Genomic DNA, 24,302 nt, shown 5'->3' with positions numbered 1-24,302 from the left:
TTCGATGGTGGGAAATCGATGGTAACGCCATGATAGACGGGAAGAATCGCGCCGGATCGCACCGGACGCGCTTTCCGTTGCCGCTGCGTCATGATTTAAATGGATTTCCATTGAAGGAGTGATGCCTCGGAAACACAGCCCCCGCGGAGCCGCACACGCATGATGCGCCAATATGAACTCGTGGAACGGGTTCAGAAATACAAGCCTGACGTCAACGAGGCACTGCTCAACAAGGCCTATGTCTATGCCATGCAGAAGCATGGCCAGCAGAAGCGCGCCAGCGGCGATCCCTATATTTCGCATCCGCTGGAAGTCGCGGCCATCCTGACCGAAATGCACCTCGACGAGGCGACGATCGCGGTCGCGCTGCTGCACGACACCATCGAGGACACCACGGCGACGCGGGCGGAGATCGACGATCTCTTCGGCGAGGACATCGGCGCGCTGGTCGAGGGCCTGACCAAGATCAAGAAGCTCGATCTCGTCAGCCGCAAGGCCAAGCAGGCGGAAAACCTGCGCAAGCTGCTCTTGGCCATCTCCGACGATGTGCGCGTCCTCCTCGTCAAGCTCGCCGACCGGCTGCACAACATGCGCACGCTGGACCATATGTCGGCGGAGAAGCGTGCCCGGATCTCCGAGGAGACAATGGAGATCTATGCGCCGCTCGCCGGCCGCATGGGCATGCACGACATGCGCGAGGAGCTGGAAAACCTGTCCTTCCGGCACATCAATCCCGATGCCTTCGAAACCGTGACGCAGCGGCTGGACGAGCTTTCCGCGCGCAACGAAGGCCTGATCAAGAAGATCGAGGACGAGCTGGGCGACCTGCTCGCCGCCAAGGGGCTGAACGGCATCAGCGTGAAGGGCCGGCAGAAGAAGCCCTATTCCGTCTTCCGCAAGATGCAGTCGAAGTCGCTGTCCTTCGAGCAGCTGTCCGACGTCTGGGGCTTCCGGGTCATTGTCGAGGACATTCCCGCCTGTTACCGCGCGCTCGGCATCGTGCACACCCGTTGGCGCGTCGTTCCCGGCCGGTTCAAGGATTACATCTCGACGCCGAAGCAGAACGACTACCAGTCGATCCACACCACCATCGTCGGCCCCTCGCGCCAGCGCATCGAGCTGCAGATCCGCACGCGCCGCATGCACGAGATCGCCGAATACGGCATCGCCGCCCATACGCTCTACAAGGATGGAGCCGAGGCGCAGGGCGACGTCAAGCTGTCGCCGACCTCCAACGCCTATTCCTGGCTGCGCCGCACCATCGAGGCGCTGGCGGAAGGCGACAATCCGGAAGAGTTTCTGGAGCATACCAAGCTCGAGCTTTTCCAGGATCAGGTCTTCTGCTTCACGCCCAAGGGCCAGCTGATCGCCCTGCCGCGCGGCGCGACGCCGATCGATTTCGCCTATGCGGTCCACACCAATATCGGCGACACCTGCGTCGGCGCCAAGATCAACGGCCGGATCATGCCGCTCGTCACCCGGCTCGCCAATGGCGACGAGGTCGAGATCGTCCGCTCGGGTATCCAGGTGCCGCCGGCCGCCTGGGAGGAGATCGTCGTCACGGGCAAGGCGCGTGCCGCCATCCGCCGGGCGACCAAGGCGGCCATCCGCAAGCAGTATTCGGGCCTCGGCTTCCGCATTCTCGAGCGCACGTTCGAGCGCGCCGGCAAGCCCTTCACACGTGAAGCAATGAAGCCGATCCTTCACCGTCTCGGGCAGAAGGAGGTGGAGGACGCCATCGCCGCCGTCGGCCGCGGCGAGCTGTCCTCCCTCGACGTGCTGCGCGCCATGCATCCCGACCATCAGGACGAGCGCGTGACGCCGAAGCCCTCGACGGACGACGGCTGGTTCGCAATGCGCTCCGCCGCCGGCATGGCGTTCAAGATTCCCGGCCATTCCAAGGAAAGCGCCACCGCCATCGATGCCGGCGGGCCGGAAGACCTGCCGATCCGTGGCCTCTCGGGCAATGCCTTCGTCCATTTCAGCGCATCCGGCGCCGTCCCCGGCGACCGTATCGTCGGCATCATGGAGAAGGACAAGGGGATCACCATCTATCCGATCCAGTCGCCGAGCCTGCAGCAGTTCGACGACGAATCGGAGCGGTGGATCGACGTGCGCTGGGATCTCGACCAGGCCAACAACACCCGCTTCATGGCGCGCGTGCAGGTCAATGCGCTGAACGAGCCGGGGACGCTGGCCGATATCGCCCAGTCGCTGGCCACCGGCGACATCAACATCCGTGCCATCACCATGGGGCCGATCGCCGCCGATTTCAGCGAGCTGATGCTCGATCTCGAGGTCTGGGACCTGCGCCAGCTGAACCACATGCTGACGCAGCTCAAGGACTTGCCTGTGATCTCCACGGTCAAGCGCGTCTTCCTCTGAGCCGTCTGCCTGCGAGATAGGCTGCGGCCGGGCGCGGTATGCGCCGACCGCATGGCTGCCCGCCGAAGCCGGCGCTGGTGGAAAGGCAATGATGCGCTTATGTTCTGGCTTGGGAGGTAAACGAAGAAAGGTTTACCAATGTTCAAGCAGATCAAGAAACTCACCGGCGCCCTGCGCCCCCTGTCGGCAGCTGAACGCGAACTGAGCTACCTCAACGGCTCGTCCGATCGCATCGACCTCGAATATCGCCAGCGTCAGATCGACCGCGGTCTCTTCCGCAACGGCTTCTGAGCCGCGCTCGGTTCGACCGAGACCAAGACACGAGCCTTGCGCCTGGTGCAAGGCTGACATGCGCAGCCTCTCCGGGGCCGCGTGACACTAGCAGTATCCTGAACGTTCCCGGCACGGGGCCGCCATGAGGGCGGACCCTGCGGGAAATGCTCTGGAGATGGCGGCTCATGAAAAGCCGACATCCAGGAGCGGTCGGCGATCGTCGTGCGATGTGTCCTTTCGGGGGCCCGCGTTCGCCGCGATCTCCGGACCATCGACGCACCGCCCCCGCGCGATCCACCTCCGTCCGCCCGTTGCAGCCTGCCTCCCCATGCCGCGGTCGAGACGCCTGCAAGGCCGCCCCTCGATCGTCCGGCGGCGCGAAACGCGACCCTTGCGTCGAGAACGATCGAGATTGCCCCGGATTGCCCCAGATTGCCATTGTAAGGCCACACGGGCATCGTCTATCACGGCACCATGGTGTTCAAACGTCGTCAGCCCGCATCGTTCTCAGTCCGGCTCCGCGAGCTGGTCTGGCCGCGCAAGGGATTTACCCGCGGCCTGCGCTATCTGGCGCTGCGCATCCTGCGCCTGTCGTCGTCGCCCCATTCCATCGCCATGGGCGTCGCAGCCGGAGCCGCGTCCTCCGCCACGCCCTTCGTGGGCTTCCATATTCTCCTGGCGCTGGCCGCCGCCTATCTCTTCTCGGGCAACCTGATCGCCGCCGGCATCGCGACGACGCTTGCCAACCCCCTGACCATTCCCGTCATTCTCGCGAGCAGCTACGAGATCGGCACGGCGATCCTCGGCTCGGGCGGTCATGGGCCGCTCGACGGGGAGGATATGCTGCGCATGCTGACGCATCTGCAACTGACCGAGCTCTGGGGTCCGCTGCTGAAGCCGCTCCTGCTTGGCAGCCTGCCGCTGGCGGCCGGCAGCGCGCTCGTGTTCTATATCGGCTCCTATTATGCCGCCCGGCTGTTCCAGTCGCGCCGCGTGTCGCGTCTCGCCGGAAAGCCCAAGGCGTCGCCGGCGGCCTAAACCCTCAACCCTTCGGATCCCTCAGGTTTTCATGATCATCGGCCTCGGCAGCGACCTCATCGACATCCGCCGCATCGACAACTCGCTGAACCGGTTCGGCGAGCGCTTCATCCAGCGCTGCTTCACCGAGGTGGAGATCGCGAAATCCGAAGGCCGCAAGAACCGGTCGGCGTCCTATGCCAAGCGGTTCGCGGCGAAGGAGGCCTGTTCGAAGGCCCTGGGAACCGGGATCGGGCAGGGGGTGCTCTGGAAGGACATGGGTGTCGTCAATCTGCCCGGCGGCAAGCCGACCATGATGCTGACCGGCGGTGCCGCCCTGCGCCTGGCGAGCATGCTGCCGCACGGCCATCGCGCCGTCGTTCACCTCACGATCACCGACGACGATCCTCTGGCGCAGGCCTTCGTCATAATAGAGGCGCTGCCCGTTGCTCCCGAAGACGTTAGCGGCTAGAGGATGGCGCAGTCGAGGTCCGGCGGCCGCTGACGGCGCGCGCGTTCTTAGGGGCGGCTGAGCCCGATGGGCCGAAGCTCGATGCGAGCGCCATGGACCCCTGCAGACCAACGGCATTCAAACGACGACAAGCGCCGGTCAGCGGCAAACAAGGATAGACGGGCGTGGCAGAAAAAATCGCAAAGAAGGACAGCGGCCTCTGGGAGAACGTGAAGGTCATCATTCAGGCCTTGCTTCTGGCGCTGGTGATCCGCACCGTGCTCTTCCAGCCCTTCACCATTCCCTCCGGCTCGATGATGCCGACGCTGCTGGTGGGCGATTACATCTTCGTCAACAAGTTCGCCTATGGCTATTCGAAATACTCGCTGCCGCGCTCGCCCGATCTCTTCAGCGGCCGCATTTTCGGCAGTGACCCGAAGCGCGGCGACATCGCCGTCTTCCGCTTCCCGCCCAATCCCGAGATCGACTACATCAAGCGCGTCATCGGCCTGCCGGGCGACCGCGTGCAGGTGCGCAATTCCATTCTCTACGTCAACGACAAGGAAGTCGCCCGTGCGCCCGACGGCGTCTTCCGGGCCGACGACCAATACGACACCGGCGCCGACGTGCCGGTCTTCCGCGAAACGCTCGACAACGGCGTCAGCTTCGACACGCTCGACCAGTTTCCGGATTCGCGCGGCGACAACACGCGCGAATTCGTGGTGCCGGAAGGTCATTACTTCATGATGGGCGACAACCGCGACAATTCCGCCGACAGCCGTTTCGACGTCGGCTACGTCCCGGCCGAAAACCTCGTCGGTCGCGCCAGCCTCATCTTCTTCTCGCTCGGCCACGACACCTCCTTCCTCGAAATCTGGAAGTGGCCGGCAAACCTGCGCTATGACCGCCTCTTCAAGGTTCTGAAGTAATGAAGCCGCGCGATCTCGGGCCGCAGGAGCGCGAGCGTCTCGAAGACGCGCTCGGCTACGTCTTCACCGACAAGGTCCGGCTCGACCGCGCGCTGACGCATTCCAGCGCCCGCAATTCCGGCGGTTCAGACTACGAGCGGCTGGAATTCCTCGGCGATCGCGTGCTCGGTCTCTGCGTCGCGGAGCTTCTGTTCCAGACGTTCAAGACGGCGAACGAAGGCGAATTGTCGGTGCGGCTGAACCAGCTGGTCAGCGCCGAAAGCTGCGCTGCAATTTCCGACGAGATCGAGCTTCACCGCTTCATCCGCGCCGGCGCAGACGTCAAGAAGCTCTCCGGCAAGCACGTCCTGAATATCCGTGCCGACGTGGTCGAAGCGCTGATCGCCGCGATCTATCTCGATGGCGGTCTGGAGGCCGCGCGCGGCTTCGTGCTCAAGCACTGGAAGGCTCGCGCGACGCGCGCCGACGGCGCCCGCAGGGATGCCAAGACCGAATTGCAGGAATGGTCGCATGCGAAGTTCGGCGTCGCCCCGCAATATCGCGTGGACGACCGTTCCGGCCCCGACCACGATCCGCGCTTCACGGTGACGGTGATCATCCCCGGTGTCGCGCCCGAGACCGGCGTGGACCGCTCCAAGCGGGCCGCCGAGCAAACCGCCGCAACCCGCATTCTGGAGCGGGAAGGGGTCTGGGCCGCTTCCGGTACCTGATTATGGGCGCCTGATCCTGCGCGCAACGAACCTTTGTCGAACCTCTGGTCGCGGAAGCGATTGCGGTTCATACTCACGCCGGCAGACACGCCGGCCCCCAACGAATTGACGGATATAATGACCGAAGATCACACGGATCCTGCCGAGACCGGGCAGGACGCAGCAGTCGAAACCGAAGCTGCAACGGATGTCGCCGAGCCTGTCGGCCCGACTCATTCCGGCTTCGTCGCCATGATCGGCGCGACGAATGCCGGCAAGTCGACGCTCGTCAACCGGCTGGTCGGCGCCAAGGTGTCGATTGTCAGCCATAAGGTGCAGACGACGCGCGCCATCGTGCGCGGCATCGCCATCCACGACCGCGCGCAGATCGTGTTCATGGATACGCCCGGCATCTTCAAGCCGCGCCGCCGGCTCGACCGTGCCATGGTCACCACCGCCTGGGGCGGCGCCAAGGATGCGGATTTCATCATGCTGCTGGTCGACAGCGAACGCGGGCTGAAGGGCGATGCGCAGATGATCCTGGAGGGTCTGAAGGAGGTCCACCAGCCGAAGATCCTCGTGCTCAACAAGATCGATCAGGTCTCCCGCGACGTTCTGCTGCAGCTGGCCTCCGCCGCCAATGAAGTCGTTCCCTTCGAGCGCACCTTCATGATCTCCGCGCTGACCGGCTCCGGCTGCGAGGACGTCATGGACTATCTGGCCGCAGCCCTGCCGGAAGGTCCCTGGTACTACCCGGAAGATCAGATCTCCGACCTGCCCATGCGCCAGCTGGCCGCCGAGATCACCCGCGAAAAGCTGTTCCTGCGCCTCCACCAGGAGCTTCCCTATTCCTCGCATGTGGAAACCGAGGGTTGGGAGGAAAAGAAGGACGGCTCGGTGCGGATCGAGCAGGTGATCTATGTCGAGCGCGACAGCCAGAAGAAGATCGCCCTCGGCAAGAACGGCGACGCCATCAAGGCGATCTCCATGGCCGCCCGCAAGGAGCTGTCCGAGATCCTCGAACAGCCTGTCCACCTCTTCCTTTTCGTGAAGGTGCGGGAAAACTGGGGCGACGACCCCGAGCGCTTCCGCGAGATGGGCCTGGAATTCCCCCGCTGATGGAAAGGGCGGAGCGATGCCGTGATTCGGTGAACGCTCCGTCCAGTCCCGCCCGCCTTGCGCAGCGGGACCCGTCATGTCACCTGATGACCCCAATCAGGTGCAAGGAGACGGCCGATGCCGCAGCTCGTGAATGGGGTTTGGGAAAAGGGTGACGTCGCCTCCGGCGAAATGAAGGGCGGCGCCTTCCATCGCGAGCCGACCAGCTTTCGCAACTGGATCACCCCGGACGGCAGCCCCGGACCGGAGGGACAGCCGGCGCTCAAGGCCGAGGCCGGGCGTTTCCAGCTGTTCGTCGCCTATATCTGCCCCTGGGCGTCCCGCACGCTGATGATGCGCAGCATCAAGGGCCTCAAGGACATCCTTCCCATCGCCATTTCCCAGCCCGAACTCGGCGAAAACGGCTGGACTTACGATCCGCCGGCCGATGCCGGACCGCGCGTCGGCCGCGTGCACTACCAGCACGAACTCTACACCGCCTCCGATCCGCACTACACCGGCAAGGTCTCCGTGCCCGTGCTCTGGGACAGAAGGGAAGGCCGTATCGTCAACAACGAGTCGGCCGACATCCTGCGCATCCTCAACGGCGCCTTCGATGATCTGACCGGCGACCGCGGTGATCTCTATCCCGAACCCCTCCGCCCCGACATCGACCGTTGGAACGCGCTGATCTACGACACGCTCAACAACGGCGTCTATCGCTCGGGCTTCGCCCGCACGCAGTCCGCCTACGAGGAGGCGGTCACGGGTGTGTTTGCGACGCTCGACACGCTGGAGGCGCATCTGTCACGCACCCGCTATGTCGCCGGCCGCCATCTGACGGAAGCCGATATCCGCCTGTTTGTGACGTTGGTGCGCTTCGACGCGGCCTATCACGGTGCGTTCAAGTGCAATCTTCGTCGCATCGCCGACTATCCGCATCTGCAGGCCTATCTGCGCGACATCTATCAGTCGCCCGGCATCGCTGAGACGGTGCGGATCGACCATATCAAGCGCGGCTATTACTCCATCGCCCACATCAACCCCACGGGCATCGTGCCGCTCGGGCCCGATCTCGATCTCACCAGCCCCCATGGGCGGGATGCGCTTGCGGGCGAGGGGATCGTCCAGCGCGCCTGAGCATCCGCGCGCGCTTGGCGTTCCCGCCCGATCTCTCTATGGTCCGCCCGAATCGGAAACAGGAGATCGCGCCTCATGTCGCAGCCCGCTCAAACGTCCCCGCGGACGGTTCCGCCGATCGCCCTCCTGATCGCGCAGGAGATCAAGGCGACGCAGTCCCAGGTCGTCTCGGCCGTCGAACTGCTCGATGGCGGTGCCACCGTGCCGTTCATCGCCCGCTACCGCAAGGAAGTCACCGGCGGCCTCGATGACACGCAGCTGCGCACGCTTGCCGAACGGCTGGTCTATCTGCGCGAGCTGGAAGCCCGGCGAAACGCCATCGTCGAGTCGATACGCGGCCAGGGCAAGCTCACCGATGATCTTGAGCGCAAGATCGCCGCCGTCGCGACCAAGGCGGAGCTTGAGGATATCTATCTCCCCTACAAGCCGAAGCGCCGGACCAAGGCCGAAATCGCGCGCGAGAAGGGGCTCGGACCGCTGGCCGAAGCCATCCTTCTCGATCGCCGCATTCCGCCCGCGGACCGTGCCGCATCGTTCCTCTCCGCCGAGGTGCCGGATGTGAAGGCGGCACTCGAGGGCGCGCGCGACATCGTTGCCGAGGGCATCGTGGAGAATGCCGACCTGCTCGGCCGGCTGCGCGGCCATATGCGCAGCGGCGCCTTTCTCCGCGCGAAGGTCGTGGCCGGCAAGGAAGCGGCCGGCGCCAAGTTTTCCGATTATTTCGACCATTCCGAACGCTGGGCGACCGCCCCCGGCCACCGGGCGCTGGCCATGCTGCGCGGCTGGAACGAGGACATTCTTTCGGTCGATATCGTCGTGGACGAGGCCGATCCGTCGCCCGTCAAACCGGTCGAAAGCATCATCGCCGCCGCCTATCAGCTCGGCAGCCTGCCCGGGGATCAGTGGCTGATGGAGGTCATCCGCTGGACATGGCGCGTCAAGCTCTCCATGTCGCTTTCGCTCGATCTGATGCGCGAACTGCGTGAGCGGGCCGAGGAAGAGGCGATCCACGTCTTCGCGCGAAACCTCAAGGACCTGCTGCTGGCAGCCCCGGCCGGATCGCGCGCCACAATGGGCCTCGATCCGGGTATCCGCACCGGCGTGAAGGTGGCGATCGTGGATGGCACGGGCAAGCTCCTGGACACCACGACGGTCTACCCCTTTCCGCCGAAGAACGACGTGCGCGGCGCCCAGGCCGAGATCGCAAGGCTCGTCGCCCGCCACAAGGTGGAGCTCATCTCCATCGGCAACGGCACCGGCAGCCGCGAGACCGAGCGGCTGGTCGCCGACATGCTGGCCACTCTGCCGGGCACCAAGCCCACCAAGGTCATCGTGTCCGAAGCGGGCGCCTCGATCTACTCGGCCTCGCAGGCGGCGGCCGACGAGTTTCCGACGCTCGACGTCTCCTTGCGCGGTGCCGTCTCCATCGCCCGCCGGCTGCAGGACCCCCTGGCCGAACTCGTCAAGATCGAACCGAAGTCGATCGGCGTCGGCCAGTACCAGCACGATGTCGATCAGGGCCGGCTCAGCCGCTCGCTCGATGCCGTGGTGGAAGATGCGGTCAACGCCGTCGGCGTGGACCTGAACACGGCCTCCGCACCGCTCCTCGCGCGTGTCTCCGGCCTCAGCCGCTCGACGGCGGAGGCGATCGTCGCGCATCGCGATGCGATCGGCCCGTTTAAGACCCGCACGGAACTGAAGACGGTGCCGCGCCTCGGCGCGCGCACCTTCGAGCAGTGCGCCGGCTTCCTGCGCATTCCCGGCGGCAAGGAGCCGCTCGACGCCTCCTCGGTCCACCCCGAAGCCTACGGCGTCGCCAAGAAGATCATTTCCGCCTGCGGCCGCGACGTCCGCACCGTGATGGGCGACTCCCAGCTTCTGAAGTCGCTCGACCCGAAGGCTTTCGTGGACGACCGTTTCGGCCTGCCGACCATCCGCGACATCCTGTCGGAACTCGAAAAGCCCGGCCGCGACCCGCGCCCGAGCTTCAAGACCGCGACCTTTGCCGACGGCATCGACGACATCAAGGACCTGAAACCGGGCATGCTGCTGGAGGGGACCGTGACCAATGTCGCCGCCTTCGGCGCCTTCGTGGATATCGGCGTCCACCAGGACGGGCTCGTGCACGTCTCCCAGCTGGCGGATCGCTTCGTGAAGGACCCGCATGAGGTGGTGAAGGCCGGCGACGTGGTCAAGGTGCGGGTGACGGAGGTGGACGTGCCGCGCAAGCGCATCGGCCTGACCATGCGCAAGGATGGCGGCGAGGCGGGTGGACGGCCTGCGTCCGCGCCCGAGCCCCGGCGCGATCATCGGCCGATCAAGCCGGAAAAGCCGGCGCCTGCGGCTACCGGAGCGCTGGGCGAAGCACTGTTGCGGGCGACCAAGCGGAAGTAACCGCTGACGCTTGTCATTTCCCGGCAGGCGTTTCATACCTGATGCGACAATCGACGTGAGGGACGTATGGCAGTATTGGTGACGGGCGGTGGCGGCTATATCGGCAGCCATATGGTATGGGCGCTGCTGGAAGCGGGGGAGGAGGTCGTCGTCATCGACCGGCTCTCCACCGGCTTTCGCTGGGCGATCGCGCCGGAGGCGCGGATGTACGAGGGCGACATCGCGGATGCGGCACTGCTGTCGCGGATCTTCGCCGAGAACGCCATCGACGCCGTCATTCATTTTGCCGGATCGATCGTGGTCCCCGACAGCGTCAGCGACCCGCTCGGCTATTACGAAAACAACACGGTCAAGTCGCGTGCGCTGATCGCCAGTGTCGTGGAGGCCGGCATCCCGCATTTCGTCTTCTCCTCCACCGCTGCCGTCTACGGCACGCCGGAGGTGCTGGAACCCGTTTCGGAAACCGTCCAGCTTCGCCCGGAATCGCCCTACGGCTCCTCGAAGCTGATGACGGAAATCATGCTGCGCGATGCCGCCGCCGCACACGACCTGACCTATACGGTGCTGCGCTACTTCAACGTGGCCGGCGCCGACCCGAAGGGACGCTCCGGCCAGTCGTCGAAGACATCGACCCATCTCATCAAGATCGCCTGCGCCGTGGCGCTCGGCAAGCGCGCCTCCATGAGCGTCTTCGGCACCGACTACCCGACGCCGGACGGCACCTGCGTGCGCGACTACATCCATGTCTGGGATCTGGTGCAGGCCCATCTCAAGGCCCTGCAGCGCATGCGCGCCGGGGGTGGCTCTCTCGTCGCCAATTGCGGCTATGGCCACGGCTTCTCGGTGCTCGAGGTTCTCGACACGGTCAAGCGCGTCAACGGCTCGGATCTCGCGGTCGATTTCGCCCCCCGCCGTGCAGGCGACCCGGCGATGATCGTCGCGAACCCGGCGCTTGCCATGAAGGAACTCGGCTGGGTGCCGGAATATGACGATCTCGACACGATCGTCCGCCATGCGCTCGCGTGGGAGGACCGCCTCTCGCGCCGCAACGCCACCGACTGACGCCCTCGTTCCGACATGCTGATAGATGGCCGGCCGGTGTGAATCCGGCCGGACGCAACGCGGTGAGTTGTCGCTGAACATATTTAAGGTGTCCATCCTCCGGCATATTAGGGTATGTCGTTTGAGGGTCGTCTTTTTTAGAAAGTGAGTGATGATGAAGGTTGCAGTTGCAGGTCTGGGCTATGTCGGCATTTCGAATGCGATGCTTCTGGCGCAGCACAACGAGGTGGTCGCCTACGATACCAATATCGACAAGGTGAACATGCTGAATGCGGGCAGGTCGCCGATCGTCGACCCCGAAGTTTCCGATTATCTCGGCCGGTCTCTCAACTTCCGCGCCACCGGCGACACGGCCGATGCCTATGCCGGGGCCGACTACGTCATCGTGGCGACGCCGACGAACTACGACACGGTGACCAACCATTTCGATACCCGCTCCGTCGAAGCGGCGATCGCGGACGTGTTCGCGGTCAATCCGACGGCCGTCATCGTCATCAAGTCCACGATCCCGGTCGGTTACACCCAGCGCCTGCGCGCGAGCCTCGGGCGCGACAACATCATCTTTTCGCCGGAGTTTCTGCGCGAGGGCAAGGCGCTCTACGACAACCTGCACCCGTCGCGCATCGTGGTCGGCGAGCAGTCCGAGCGCGCGCGGGCCTTTGCCGACATGCTGCTCGGGGGCGCCATCAAGAAGGACGTCGAGATCCTCCTGACGGATTCGAGCGAGGCCGAGGCCATCAAGCTCTTCTCCAACACCTATCTTGCCATGCGCGTGGCCTATTTCAACGAGCTCGACACCTATGCGGAGCTGCACGGCTTGAACGCCCGCCAGATCATCAACGGCGTCGGCCTCGATCCGCGGATCGGCACGCACTACAACAACCCGTCCTTCGGCTATGGCGGCTATTGCCTGCCCAAGGATACCAAGCAGCTGCTGGCGAACTACCGCGAGGTGCCGCAGGCGCTGATCAGCGCCATCGTCACCGCCAACACGACGCGCAAGGATTTCGTCGCGGAAAGCATTCTGCGCCGCAACCCCAAGCGTGTCGGCATCTACCGTCTCGTCATGAAGGCGGGCTCGGACAACTTCCGCGATTCGTCCATCCAGGGCATCATGAAGCGGCTGAAGGCGAAGGGCATCGACGTCGTGGTCTTCGAGCCGGCGCTGCCGGGCGAGGATTTCTTCAAATCGCCGCTGATCCGCGATCTGGACGTCTTCAAGCAGACCTGCGACGTCATCGTCGCCAATCGCTACACGCCGGAACTGAAGGACGTGGCCGAGAAGGTCTATACGCGTGACCTGTTCGGGTCCGACTGAGCCGGATCACGCCCTTTACCGGGCATGAGAAAGATCGCAAGGCGCACGGCGGCAGCGGCGTGCGCTTCTGCAGTGTCCGCGAGGGGATTGCGACTACAGCGCACTGACGCCATGCAGAATGAGGCTCCAGGTGGCGATCGACAGGCCGAAGGCAGCGGACAGGCTCTTGAGGCGAAGGGTCATGGGGCTCTCCAGGTCGTTTCCGGGACCCTAGGCGCACCCGCCTTATGACGCCGTTAAATCCGGCGGCACCGGTCGCGCGAACCGGCCACTTCCAGAAGACACAGCTAAAAAACGGTTCATTTTCGCGCTGTTTGACCTGAGACGTGCGGTGGCCGCATGCTTTTGCAGCAATGCCGGGAAAACAGAGCCGGCAGCTATGCAATTGCTGCATATCAGCCGTCCATAGTTAATCAAGCGTATATTCCTTAGTGACTCCTGATTTAGAGTGATGCATATTGCGATGCAACATAGAGACGCGTCCGGCCGGAGGTTGGTATGAAGGAGTTTGGTGCGATGACATACGTGACCGCGGTTCCGACCTCGCCCGCCGCCTATCGCGGTCCGCTGACGTCCGTCGGGCATTCCGGAAGCCGCACGGCGCATCTGGTGGCGAAGCGCGCGCTCGATATTGCGGTTTCCTTCACGGCGCTGGCGGTCCTGCTGCCGTTCTTCCTGCTGGTCTGCATCGCGATCCGGCTGGAGAGCAAAGGCTCGCCGATCTTCAGCCAGGTCCGCTGGGGCGTAAACTGCACGCGCATCCGCATCTACAAGTTCCGCAGCATGCGGACGGACCTCTGCGACGCCAGCGGTGTGGCGCAGACGACGAAGAACGATCCTCGGATCACGCGTCTCGGGGCCATCCTGCGCAAGACCAGCATCGATGAACTGCCGCAGCTGGTGAACGTGCTTCTCGGACATATGTCGCTGGTCGGCCCGCGCTGCCACGCCGTCGGCATGCTCGCGGCGGATCGCCTTTATGAAGACCTCGTCCCGCATTACCACGATCGCCACCGCATCAAGCCGGGCCTGACGGGCCTCGCCCAGGTCCGCGGTCTCCGTGGCCCGACGACGGACGCTGCCAAGGCCCGCGCCCGCATCGCCTGCGACATCTATTATGTCCACAACTACACGTTCTGGATGGACATGAGCATCATCGGCCGGACGATCATGTCCGAACTGCGCGGCGGTAGCGGCTTCTAAGACGCGAGCGGCAGGCCGGCCGGATCGTCCCGCGCTTTGGCGGAGATGCCGCCGCATGTCATGCTCTTTCTCAAGACAATGACTTTGCACTGGGCGCCTGTCGGGCGCCTTTGTCGTGTTCGCTGGAGAGCGAGGGGAGACGACGAAGGCGCTGCAACGCGCGTTCTGACGGGTGGCGCCCTTGGCGGCCGCTGCAGCCGGGCCGCACCAAAAGCCTCTCAGATGAGGCTGGCGACGCCTTTGGCGATCCTGAGGACGGTCAGACGACCGCTCCTGAAGGCGCCGGTGTCAAGACCGATGCGGTCCTCGCGAAACTCCGGCTCCCGAACGATCGTATGCCCGTGAACGACCACCATCGGCATCTGCGGGCCGTCGGTGAGAAAGGGCTCCCGGATCCACATCATGTGCTCGTCCGTCTGCCGGTCGAGCGGGCGGCCCGGATAGAGCCCGGCATGGACGAAGATATGTCGCGGGCCGATGCGGGCTGCGACCGGAAGCAGTTTCAGGAACAGCTTGTGCGAGTCGGGAACGTGCGACCGCACGGCTTCCGCCAGCTTGCGGGGCGAGGCGGAGAGCCGGTGGATATCGGCATCGTACATGCCGTAGGAGCGCAGCGTCTCGCGCCCGCCCAGCGACAGCCAGCCGCGCGGGTCCGCCTGTGCGCAGAGAACCGCATGAAAGATCTGGTCGTGATTGCCGCACAGCATGATCCGGTGTGCCTTCGCGATGGAGCCCTCGATCAGATGCTCGATCACCCCGGCCGAATCGGGCCCTCGGTCCACATAGTCTCCGAGGTAGACGATGATCGCCGTGTCCTGCGCATCATCGCGATCCGCAGCGATTCGCCCTTCGGCCTCGTGGAGGGCATGCAGGCAGCCGTGAATGTCGGGAATGACATAGATGTTGCCACCCATGTCCCACTGACGGAGGTCCAGTCGTTGCCGAGGGGCAACCGGCCGCTCTTTGCGCTGTGAATTCTGCTTCCAAGGGGTCCACATTATTTAAGGCATCACTGTACATCGCACGCCTGTCAAGATAGTCGTGTAGACAGACCGTTAAATGACTAAAATCTCAATATCTAAAGTCATTGACGTTAATTTAATGATTGCTTAACCACGCGTCTTCATTCTTGCGTTAGAAATCGCTTGTGGAGCGCGTGATTCTCGAAGTGCCCTTGGGCATGGCTGGGTGGTCTCGACACGCCTCTTCCAGCCGTCGCTCATTGTCGTCTACTCAAGGTCGCTGGTCTGCACGACCTCTTGCAGGAGAGTTTCTTGTCATACCGTCTGTGCATCAGCGCCATCGCTCTTTCCGCCACGACCTTCGTTGCCGGCTGCACCTCGCTGCCGAGCTCCGGGCCTGCCTCGGAACAGGTCGAACAACAGGCCGCCCTCAAGGTGGTGAACACGCGGTCCGCGTCGCGGAAGCGTCCTGGCGTGGATTACGCGCTCGTCGATATCACCGCATCGGTTCTCGCCAACGTATCCCAGGCGACAACGCCGACCTTGCAGGGCAGCTTCGGCAACCGTCGCGGCGGCGCGCCGAACCTGCCCTTGGGGGTCGGTGACATCATCAGCGTCACGGTGTTCGAGTCCCAGTCCGGCGGTCTCTTCATTCCGGCCGACGCCGGCTCGCGCTCCGGCAATTTCGTCACCATGCCGAACCAGACGATCGACCAGAGCGGACGGATCTCCATCCCCTATGCCGGCCGCATCCGCGTGGCCGGCCGGACGACCAGCGCCGTGCAGGAAGAGCTCCAGCGGCTTCTGGCCAACCGCGCCATCGAGCCGCAGGTCGTCATCTCCAAGGTCGTCAGCCGCTCGGCCCAGGTCGCTGTCCTCGGTGACGTCAACAATCCGGCGAAGGTGGAACTCACGGAAGCCGGCGACCGTATTCTCGACGTCATCTCCCAGGCCGGCGGCCTCAGCACGCCGCGCCTCGAGACCTATGTCACGCTGCAGCGTGGCCCGCGCACCGCGACGGTGCTCTACGACTATCTGATCAACACGCCGGCCGAAAACATCTTCATGGTCCCCGGCGATACCGTGATCGTCAACCGCGAGCGCCGCACCTTCCTGGCCTTCGGCGCCTCCGGCCAGAACGGCCGCATCGATTTCGAGGATGCGGACCTGACGCTCGGCGAGGCGCTCGGCAAGGCCGGCGGTCTCCTCGACAATCGTGCCGATCCCGAGCAGGTGCTTCTCTACCGCGTCGTCGACCGCGATTTCCTCAGGCAGCTGCATGTCGATGTCAGCCGCTATCCGGTCGAACGGATCCCCGTGGTGTTCCGCGCCAACCTGCGCGATCCCTCGGCCATGTTCATGATCCAGAAGTTCCCGATGCAGGACAAGGACATCGTCTACATCACCAATTCGAAGGCGACCGAGCTGATCAAGTTCCTCGATGTGGTCAACTCGGTGTCCTCGACGGCATCCGGCGTTTCCACCGACGTCGTGAAAACGCGCGATGCGGTGAAGGACCTGTAGGAAACAGCGGGACGGTGGCGTCCGGCCGATGGCGGGGCGGGGGGTAACAAGACGGACGCGGAGCTAACGTCGCAAGACGAAAGCCCGCGCACTCGCCGTGTATTGCCGGGCAATACATCGTAAGTACTGACCTACAAAGTATTAACTTGCTGCGTTGCAAAAAAACATCTGGTTTTACATTGTCGATCTCTGCCATGATGATGCGAAACAAGTGTTCCGGCGTTGCATCATTAAGGCGTACAGACATTGGATAAGGTTCAGACAAGCGAGTTCCTTCCCGCCCAGAACGAGAGCGGGATCGATCTCAACGAGATCGTCTCCATCATCAAGCGACAGTGGAGGATCGTGGCCCTCTGCGGCCTCCTGATGCTGTTTCTCGGCGCCGCCTTCGCCTTCACGGCGACGCCGAAATATACGGCATCCTCGACACTCTTCATCGATGGCGACAACAAGCAGATCGCTGATCAGCTTCTCACCGACGGCAACCGGAATTCCCCCTATCCCACGCGGGACGATGATGCGACGGTGCTCAGCGAGGTCGAGATCCTGCGGTCCGAGCGCGTCGCCACCATGGTGGTCGAACGGCTGGACCTTTTGAACGATCCCGAATTCAAGAAGCAGGCGCCGTCGCTGGTGTCCACGGCCGTTGCGACGCTGAAGTCGCTGGTCGCGCCGGACACGGCGCCGAAGGCGGAGGATGTCGAGGCGCTCAAGCAGAGCGTCAAGGACGTCCTGATGCGGAACACGTCGGCCTCCCGCGTCGGTCGGACCTTTATTCTGGAGGTCGAGTACGTTTCCCGATCGCCCGAAGCCGCGGCGAAGATCGCCAATGCCATCGTCGATGCCTATCTGGAAGACCAGTACAATTCGAAGTTCGATGCGACGCGGCGCGCCAGCGACTGGCTGCAGACGCGGATCGAGGCGCTGCGCCAGAAGTCGCTCGAGAGCGACATGCTCGTCCAGAAATTCCGGGCGGACAAGAGCCTCATCGCGACCGGCGGCGAACTCGTCACCGAGCAGCAGCTGACGCAGATCAACACCAATCTCGTCAAGGCAAAGAACGCGGCGTCCGACGCCAAGTCCAAGTATGACAGCGTCCAGGCGGTCGTGGCGAGCGGCGATATCCGCTCGGCCGTCGTCGGCTCGCTGGAAAGCCCGGTGATCAACAAGCTGCAGCAGGAGGCCCTCGACGTGTCCCGCCGCGAGGCCGAGATCTCCAAGCGCTTCGGTCGCGATCACTATCAGGCCGTTCTCCTGCGCGCCAAGCTTCAGGAATATGACGAGGTCATGTTCAAGGAGCTTCGCCGCATCGCCGACACTTACCGGCAGGAATACGAGGTCGCATCGGCAAGCCAGAAGGCCCTGGAAGGGCAGGTGGCGACGGCAACGAGCACCTCCGCCGTCGCCAACGACGATCTCGTCCAGCTGCGCGAATACGAGCGCGCCGCGGAAACCTACAAGACGCTCTACGAGACCTATCTCCAGCGCTTCCAGGAAGCCAGCCAGCGGGAAAGCTTCCCCGTGACCGCTGCCCGCGTCGTGACACGGGCAGAGCCTCCGCAGGATGCGAGTTACCCGAAGAAGCCGCTGATCCTCGCGCTCGCTTTCGTCATGGGCTGCGGCGTCGGTGCGGCGATCGGGGCCTATCGCGAGTTCGGCGAACGCTTCTTCCGCACGGGCGAGCAGGTCCAGAAAGAGCTCTCCATGGAGTTCATCGGTCAGATTCCGCTGGAAAAACACGAGGCGGGCGGCGCGAAGCTGGATTCGTCAAAGGTCGGTCCTCGCGGGGTGTTGAGCAAGTCGAATCTCGATCGCTACATCATCGATCATCCGCTCTCGTCCTTTGCCGAGACGATCCGCAGCGCGAAGATCGCGGCGGACTTCAAGGCGGGCAACAAATCCGGGCGGACCATCGGGATCGTTTCGGTCCTGCCGCGGGAAGGCAAGTCCACGGTGGCCGTGAACTTCGCCCAGCATCTGGCCAAGCAGGGCTCCCGGACGCTGCTGATCGACGCCGACCTGCGCAATCCCGGCGCGACCCGTGCCATCGGTGCCAATGCCCGCAGCGGGCTATACGAGGTGCTGAGCGAAAGCCAGTCGGTGGAAGACGTCCTGTTGACCGATTCCGAAACGGGCCTCGTCTTCCTGCCGACCATCATCAAGCAGCGCATCCTGTTTTCAGCCGAACTGCTCTCATCGGACGCGATGACAGATCTCCTGGCCTCGTTCTCCAAGACCTTCGATTACATCGTGCTCGATCTTCCGCCGCTCGGCCCCGTGGTCGATGCGCGCGCCATCTCCAGCAGGATCGACAGCTTCCTGATGGTCATCGGATGGGGTGAGACCGCACGCCGGATCGTTCGCACCGCCGTCCAGACGCATCCCGCCATCATGCGCAAATGCGCCGGCGTGATCCTAAACAAGGTCGATCTGAGCAAGGTCAAGCTCTACGTCCATCAGGACGAGAACTTCTACCACAACAGCCGCTATGGCGATTATTATCTGGAATCCAAATAGCCGATCGCGGACCGGCGCTCCGCAAGGGGTGCCGGTCCGGGTGCTCGATGTCGGCAGGACGACCTAAAGAATGAACAGGCCATAGAGCGCCGCGCGTCCGTCATGACGCGCGGCGCTTTGCATTCGAGCGGCTGCACGATGCATCGATCAGACGGTACCATTCTGGGTACGCGTGCCTTCCCGGAATGCCTCAGGCCTGCGGGTAATGTTCGTCGTACCAGTCGACGAACCGGCTGACGCCCTCGGCCAGCGTCACCTTCGGCTGGAAGCCGGTCAGCGCTTTGAGAAGATCGGGCGATGCGTAGGTGCGCTGCATGTCGCCGGGCTGCATCGGCAGCATGGTCTTGATCGCCGTCCGGCCGAGCCGCTGCTCGATCGTTTCGATGAAGGTCAGGAGTTCGACCGGCTGGCCGCCGCCGATATTGACCGTGCGGAAGGGGGCATGGTGGGACAGGCTGTCGGCCACCGCGCCATCGCGCAGGCGGGACTCTTCGAGAGGCACGGCCTGTGACAGACGGAGAATGCCGTCCACGAGATCATCGATATAGGTGAAGTCGCGGCTCATGCGCCCTTCGCCGTAGACGTCGATCGGGCGTCCCTGGCGAATGGCCTCCACGAACTTGAACAACGCCATATCAGGCCGTCCCCAAGGGCCATAGACCGTGAAGAAGCGGAAGGCCGTCGTCGGCACGGCGAAGAGATGCGCATAGCTGTGCGCCATCAGCTCCATGGACTTCTTGGTGGCCGCGTAGAGGGACATAGGCTCGTCGGCCCGATCGTCCTCCTCGAACGGCACCTTTTCATTGGAACCGTAGACGGACGAGGTCGAGGCGATGAGCAGATGCTGCGGCTTCAGGTCTCGCGCGAGGTCGATGACGTTGAACGAGCCGACAAGGTTGGAATCAATGTAGGAGCGGGGCTCCTTCAGGCTATAGCGGACGCCGGCCTGCGCGGCGAGATGGATCATCACATCGGGCGTTGCCGCCTCGGCGGCCGCTGCCAGCGCGGCGCGATCCTCCAGCCTCCCGATGACACCGGTGAATTCATCGAACCGCTCGAGCAGGGCATGCCGCTTCCGCTTCAGGTCCACGTCGTAGTAGGGCGTCATGGCATCGAATCCGACGACCGTATGGCCCTCCCGGACAAGGCGGTGGGCGAGGTGGAAGCCGATGAAGCCAGCGGTTCCGGTGATAAAGTAGCGCATGCTCATCCCATCAAGACTTGCGAAAAGGCTGTCGCCCGACCGGAAGATCCGATCCCGACGCCACGCCATGGGCCTTTAACCCGAGAGGAGGCGACCTGTCGACACGGGACAAGGCCGGACGCGGCTTGAATATGAAAAATATCTAATGTAGGCTTCGCAAAGTTGACATCCGACGGGGGCATGCGGCCAGCCTGCCGATCCGGCGCGGATGCGGCGGCGTTGAACAGTCCGAAGAGGTTCCGATGGAGTGCAGTTTGGACGATCCAGCCATCCGATTCGTCCTCGCGCTTTGCCGCTGCGCAGATGGTTGCCGTCTTTTGGTGCAGACAGCGTGATCGGCAGACCGTTCCTTTCCCGGATCATCGCCTCATGCCATGGTTTCGGGCGCCGCGTTCTCGCCACCATTCTCGCTCTCCTCGTTGCCGTCGCCCCGCTCGCGGCGCCCATTGCGATGGCGCAGGACGTGCAGCCTACCTTTCGGGTGAAGAAAGGCGTGAATGCCTTTCCCTTCCTCTGGCGGCCGACGGCACAGAAGAATGACCGGTTCCTCGGTGCCGGCTACGCGCCGGTCGGGACCTATTTCCCGCTCTCGAATTTTTCCGGCATGAAGGCCATGGGCTTCGATCATGTCCGCCTGCCGGTCAATGTCGGCCCTCTGGTGCTTGCCAGTGCGGAGGAGCTGCAGAGGCGCGCCGACTACGTCTTTGCCCAGGTGGATGCCATTTCCGCACGTGGTCTCAAGGTCCTCGTCGATATCCATACGCCGGACAAGGGTCGCAACAGCCCTTACGACGCCCAGTCGCTGGTCGAGGGGCCGGGCATGTTCGATGCCCTGACGCGCGTCGTGACCGCATTCGCCGAGAGGACGGCCCGCCGCCCGACCGACCAGGTGGCGCTGGAGCTCTTCAACGAACCGCAGGTCGATTGCCGCACGCCCGGCTTGTGGGAAGGCTATCTGAAAACGCTGGTGTCCGTCGCGCGTCGCTCCGCGCCGGATCACACGCTCGTGGTCACCGGCGCCTGTGGCGGCGGTCATTTCGGCCTGCTGCGGCTCGACCCCTCGAGCTTTGACGATCCGAATCTTCTCTACTCCCTGCATTACTACGCGCCGCCCGAGTTCGTATTTCAGGGCTATGCGCCGGTGACGCAGGATCTTGCCGCCCGCTATCCGCCTCTGTTCCGATGGCCCGCCACGACGGCAGGGGCAGTCGAATCGCTCAGCGAATTCGGTTATCGCGTCGCCGCGCTCTGGAATACGCCGTCGTCCTGGGGATATATCGTCTCGCAGGTCCGGAAGTTCGCCGTCTACTACGGCCGTGGCTACGATGCGGGCGACATCGCGCGGGACTTCGAAAGCGCGCTCGCCTGGGCCGATCGCTACGACATACCCCGGGAGCGCCTGTATCTCGGGGAGTTCGGTGCTCCGAGACCGAAACCCGGCCTTCTGCCGGCGTACAATGCGGATCGGCTCGCCTGGCTGTCCGCGGTGCGCCGGGAGGCCGAAGAGAGCGGCATTCCCTGGTCCTATTGGTGCTATGGCGATTATTTCGGCCTGTTCGACGAGGCCAGCGGCACAGTGGACGCGGACATGCTCGTCTCGCTCGGTCTGAACATGCCGTAAACGCTGAAGCGGACACCCTTACCGCTGCAAACCATCTCCGGATCTCGAGGATTTCATGACGAAGCCCGTCTTACTGCTGCGGTCGGTTGCGGCCAAAGCCAGCCGTGTCAGCCTGTCCATGGCGGGAACGCTGGCGATTGCCGGATCGAACTTTCTTCTGTCGCTGGTGCTGATCCCGCTGCTCGTACCGGCCGATTACGGCTTCTTCATCTTCGGGCAGGTGCTGACCGCCTTCAGCTACAGCATCGTGAATGCCATGGGCGGAACACCGCTCTCGATCACCTTGAACAAGGGCACGCCGGACTGGCAACCGGAATATCTGGCCATCATGAAGGTGGATGCGATCCTCTCCGTGCTCGCGGGCCTCATTGCCATCGGTTCCGGCTTCGTGTTCGGTATGCCGCTGCCCGTGACGCTCTTCATGGGGCTGTTCACGTTCGCCGCCGCGCTCCGCTGGGGTTTTCGCTGCGCGGAATTCGCGCGTCACCGGGTCAAAACGACCGGTCTGTCCGACGTGATCTATGCCTGCATCGTGGTTACCGGCTGCGTCGTCATGTATTTCGGACATCTGGCCGACACGCTGCTGGCGGCCAGCATTACGGTGGCGACGGCGGCCAGCCTCTCGGCGGTCTATCTCTGGCTGTCGCTGGAGAAGGTCGGCGGCAGGGGCCGGCTTTCGCACTATGCCGAGGTCTGGAAAGGCCAGTCCCGCTGGGCGCTTCTCGGCGTCGTCACCACGGAAATGACCTCGAACGGTCATGCCTATCTGGTGACATTCATGGCGGGGCCTCAGGCCTTCGCGCCGATCGCCGTTGCCGCACTGTTCTGGCGTCCGCTGACGGTCGTCCTGCCCTCGCTGATGCTCATCGAGCGGCCGATCATGGCGCGACAGCTGGCGAAAGGGGATGTCGATGGCGCGCGCGCCACCGCCCGGTCGTTCCTGCGCATCGTTCTCACCATTCTCGCCGGCAACGTCGTCCTGGCGGTCGCCGTCGCGCTCGTCTTTCACGACAAGGTCGCGAGCCTGCCCTACGAGGCGAGCACGCTCTACACCGCCTGCAGCCTCTGGTTCATCGTGGTCCTCATCCAGTCGATGCGCATTCCCGCAAGCAGCCTCATTCAGGCGGCACGGCAGTTCAAGCCTCTGGCGCAAACCAGCCTGATTGCGGCCCCCGTGACCATGCTGGTTGCGGCAGGCATCATCTATACGGTCAGCCCCATCGCCTCGATCGTCGGCATTATCGCAGGCGAAGTGGTGATGACGGCGCTCGTCTTCCGCCTGACGCGTCGCAAGCAGCTGTTCGACCAGCCGGCCTGATCGTCGGGGCAGAGTATCGGCGGTTCAATCGTGCAAGGGCGATGTGCCCTCCCGGCGTGTTTTCAGCCGTGAATGCCGCGCTGCGGGCGCGGCCCTTTGTTCACCATAGATATCGCGGCATTCATTCATAAAATCTCTTTTAGGGATGCTTAACTTAGACTAGGTATCGTGACGCGTGAGAGGAAGGGGCCTTGGGAATGCACTGTCTGAACGCATGTTTGCCAGGGTCAGCCCGTCAGAGGTTTTCCATCGTCCACTTTGCCACGCTCCGTGCCGCCTCTCTTCCTTCATGCACGAACGGAAAGAATGATGCGGGATGGCAGAGAGCATGAGTGTCCTTCTAGCTCCGATCAAAGAACGCATCGTGCTGAAACAAGCAGAACATGAAGATTCGGTGATCGTTGCCGGTGTCGAGGTGACGCGGAAGAGCCGTGCCGAACTGACCGACCACGTCGTGCAGACGACGCTGGATGCAACGCCCCACGCACCGCGTCTGCTGTTCGATCTCAACGGACATGCGGTCGGCCTCAGCCGATCCGATCCGCGCTATGCGGAGAGCCTCGCCAAGGCAGACGTCGTCCATGTCGACAGCGAACCGCTGGTCATGGCCTCGCGCCTGCTGACGACGACGCCGGTGCGGGGACGCAGCGCCACGACCGATCTCTTCTACGATTTCGCCGAAGGTTTCCAGGCAAACGGCATCTCCTGCTATTTCCTTGGTGCGACGGACGCGGTCATCGCGGAATGCGTCGCCCGCATGACGTTCCTGTATCCGCAGCTGGTCATCGCCGGTTATCGCAACGGCTATTTCGACGAGACCGCCTTGCCGGGCATCGTCGCGGATATCAATGCCACCAAGGCGGATGTCCTGTGGGTCGGTCTCGGCAAGCCCAAAGAGCAGTTCGTGTCGCTGGCGATCCGAGATCACTTCGAGGGCCGCTGGATCGTCACATGCGGCGGCTGCTTCGATTTCGCCGCGGGCCATTACCAGCGTGCACCGCTGTTCCTGCAGAAGATCGGTCTCGAATGGCTGCACCGCATGGTGCTGCGCCCCCGGCAGCTGTTCTGGCGGTATCTCACCACGAACCCGGTCGCCTTCTATGCCGCCTTGCGGCGGACGCGCCGCGTGTCTGCGCCGAAGCACAGAGCGTAAGTCTAACATTACCTACTGAAATCGTTGAAAAATAAACCCTGCAG

At 63.7% G+C, this 24,302-nt stretch carries 19 protein-coding genes; 17 read left to right on the top strand and 2 right to left on the bottom strand.

The window, feature by feature from the left end; genetic code table 11:
- Window positions 1–159: 159 nt before the first annotated feature.
- From LRX75_RS08410 to LRX75_RS08355, 12 genes are all read left to right on the top strand, one after another.
- Window positions 160–2,385 carry a RelA/SpoT family protein gene (locus LRX75_RS08410; protein WP_231813432.1) on the top strand — a complete coding sequence of 742 codons (2,226 nt, stop codon included), beginning with the start codon at window positions 160–162 and terminating at the stop codon, window positions 2,383–2,385.
- Window positions 2,386–2,523: 138 nt separating this feature from the next.
- Window positions 2,524–2,676: a DUF3563 domain-containing protein gene (locus tag LRX75_RS08405; RefSeq protein WP_092988262.1), complete on the top strand. Its 153-nt coding sequence runs from the start codon at window positions 2,524–2,526 to the stop codon at window positions 2,674–2,676.
- Window positions 2,677–3,132: 456 nt separating this feature from the next.
- A complete protein-coding gene (locus LRX75_RS08400; RefSeq protein WP_231813431.1) occupies window positions 3,133–3,696 on the top strand; it encodes a DUF2062 domain-containing protein in 564 nt (187 codons plus the stop codon).
- Window positions 3,697–3,727: 31 nt separating this feature from the next.
- Window positions 3,728–4,147 carry a holo-ACP synthase gene (gene acpS, locus LRX75_RS08395; RefSeq protein ID WP_231813430.1) on the top strand — a complete coding sequence of 140 codons (420 nt, stop codon included), beginning with the start codon at window positions 3,728–3,730 and terminating at the stop codon, window positions 4,145–4,147.
- A gap of 164 nt (window positions 4,148–4,311) precedes the next feature.
- Window positions 4,312–5,055 (top strand): signal peptidase I, encoded by a 744-nt coding sequence (lepB, locus tag LRX75_RS08390; RefSeq protein WP_113150216.1) that lies wholly within the window; start codon window positions 4,312–4,314, stop codon window positions 5,053–5,055.
- Window positions 5,055–5,765 (top strand): ribonuclease III, encoded by a 711-nt coding sequence (gene rnc / locus LRX75_RS08385; protein ID WP_231813429.1) that lies wholly within the window; start codon window positions 5,055–5,057, stop codon window positions 5,763–5,765. The genes lepB and rnc overlap by 1 nt, the downstream gene beginning before the upstream one ends.
- Window positions 5,766–5,882: 117 nt before the next feature.
- Entirely contained in the window at window positions 5,883–6,863 is a 981-nt protein-coding gene (era, locus tag LRX75_RS08380) for a GTPase Era (RefSeq protein ID WP_113150457.1), read from the top strand.
- 117 nt (window positions 6,864–6,980) lie between these two features.
- Window positions 6,981–7,982, top strand: coding sequence for a glutathione S-transferase family protein (locus LRX75_RS08375; RefSeq protein ID WP_231813428.1), 1,002 nt, complete (start codon window positions 6,981–6,983; stop codon window positions 7,980–7,982).
- A gap of 75 nt (window positions 7,983–8,057) precedes the next feature.
- Window positions 8,058–10,376, top strand: coding sequence for a Tex family protein (locus LRX75_RS08370; RefSeq protein WP_231813427.1), 2,319 nt, complete (start codon window positions 8,058–8,060; stop codon window positions 10,374–10,376).
- Window positions 10,377–10,442: 66 nt separating this feature from the next.
- Entirely contained in the window at window positions 10,443–11,438 is a 996-nt protein-coding gene (gene galE / locus LRX75_RS08365) for a UDP-glucose 4-epimerase GalE (protein WP_231813426.1), read from the top strand.
- Window positions 11,439–11,589: 151 nt separating this feature from the next.
- On the top strand, window positions 11,590–12,756 hold the full coding sequence (locus LRX75_RS08360) for a nucleotide sugar dehydrogenase (protein ID WP_269456112.1): 1,167 nt from the start codon (window positions 11,590–11,592) through the stop codon (window positions 12,754–12,756).
- Between the two features lie 516 nt (window positions 12,757–13,272).
- Complete coding sequence (locus LRX75_RS08355) at window positions 13,273–13,959, top strand: sugar transferase (protein WP_338110289.1); 687 nt, start codon at window positions 13,273–13,275, stop codon at window positions 13,957–13,959.
- A gap of 218 nt (window positions 13,960–14,177) precedes the next feature.
- Here LRX75_RS08355 and LRX75_RS08350 read toward each other — a convergent pair whose 3' ends face one another.
- Window positions 14,178–14,873, bottom strand: a complete 696-nt coding sequence (locus LRX75_RS08350; RefSeq protein ID WP_231813425.1) for a metallophosphoesterase family protein — start codon at window positions 14,871–14,873, stop codon at window positions 14,178–14,180.
- A 360-nt stretch (window positions 14,874–15,233) separates the two neighbouring features.
- Here LRX75_RS08350 and LRX75_RS08345 point away from each other — a divergent pair, with 360 nt between their 5' ends.
- Both LRX75_RS08345 and LRX75_RS08340 read left to right on the top strand, forming a co-directional pair.
- Window positions 15,234–16,445, top strand: a complete 1,212-nt coding sequence (locus LRX75_RS08345; RefSeq protein WP_231813424.1) for a polysaccharide biosynthesis/export family protein — start codon at window positions 15,234–15,236, stop codon at window positions 16,443–16,445.
- Window positions 16,446–16,691: 246 nt separating this feature from the next.
- Complete coding sequence (locus tag LRX75_RS08340) at window positions 16,692–18,962, top strand: polysaccharide biosynthesis tyrosine autokinase (RefSeq protein ID WP_231813423.1); 2,271 nt, start codon at window positions 16,692–16,694, stop codon at window positions 18,960–18,962.
- A 190-nt stretch (window positions 18,963–19,152) separates the two neighbouring features.
- On the opposite strand, the gene LRX75_RS08335 is transcribed toward LRX75_RS08340, so the two are convergent.
- Entirely contained in the window at window positions 19,153–20,166 is a 1,014-nt protein-coding gene (locus LRX75_RS08335) for an NAD-dependent epimerase/dehydratase family protein (protein WP_231813422.1), read from the bottom strand.
- Between the two features lie 331 nt (window positions 20,167–20,497).
- Between LRX75_RS08335 and LRX75_RS08330 the strand changes: the two genes are divergently transcribed.
- The 3 genes from LRX75_RS08330 to LRX75_RS08320 all read left to right on the top strand — a co-directional run bounded on the left by LRX75_RS08330 (window position 20,498) and on the right by LRX75_RS08320 (window position 24,258).
- Window positions 20,498–21,787: a glycoside hydrolase family 5 protein gene (locus LRX75_RS08330; protein ID WP_231813421.1), complete on the top strand. Its 1,290-nt coding sequence runs from the start codon at window positions 20,498–20,500 to the stop codon at window positions 21,785–21,787.
- Between the two features lie 55 nt (window positions 21,788–21,842).
- On the top strand, window positions 21,843–23,105 hold the full coding sequence (locus tag LRX75_RS08325; RefSeq protein ID WP_231813420.1) for a polysaccharide biosynthesis protein: 1,263 nt from the start codon (window positions 21,843–21,845) through the stop codon (window positions 23,103–23,105).
- Between the two features lie 364 nt (window positions 23,106–23,469).
- Entirely contained in the window at window positions 23,470–24,258 is a 789-nt protein-coding gene (locus tag LRX75_RS08320) for a WecB/TagA/CpsF family glycosyltransferase (protein ID WP_231813419.1), read from the top strand.
- Window positions 24,259–24,302 lie beyond the last annotated feature (44 nt).

Source organism: Rhizobium quercicola (assembly GCF_021168455.1).
Classification (GTDB): domain Bacteria; phylum Pseudomonadota; class Alphaproteobacteria; order Rhizobiales; family Rhizobiaceae; genus Ferranicluibacter; species Ferranicluibacter quercicola.
The sequence above is the reverse complement of the archived record's forward strand: the minus strand, read 5'-3'. Positions and strand labels throughout refer to the sequence as shown.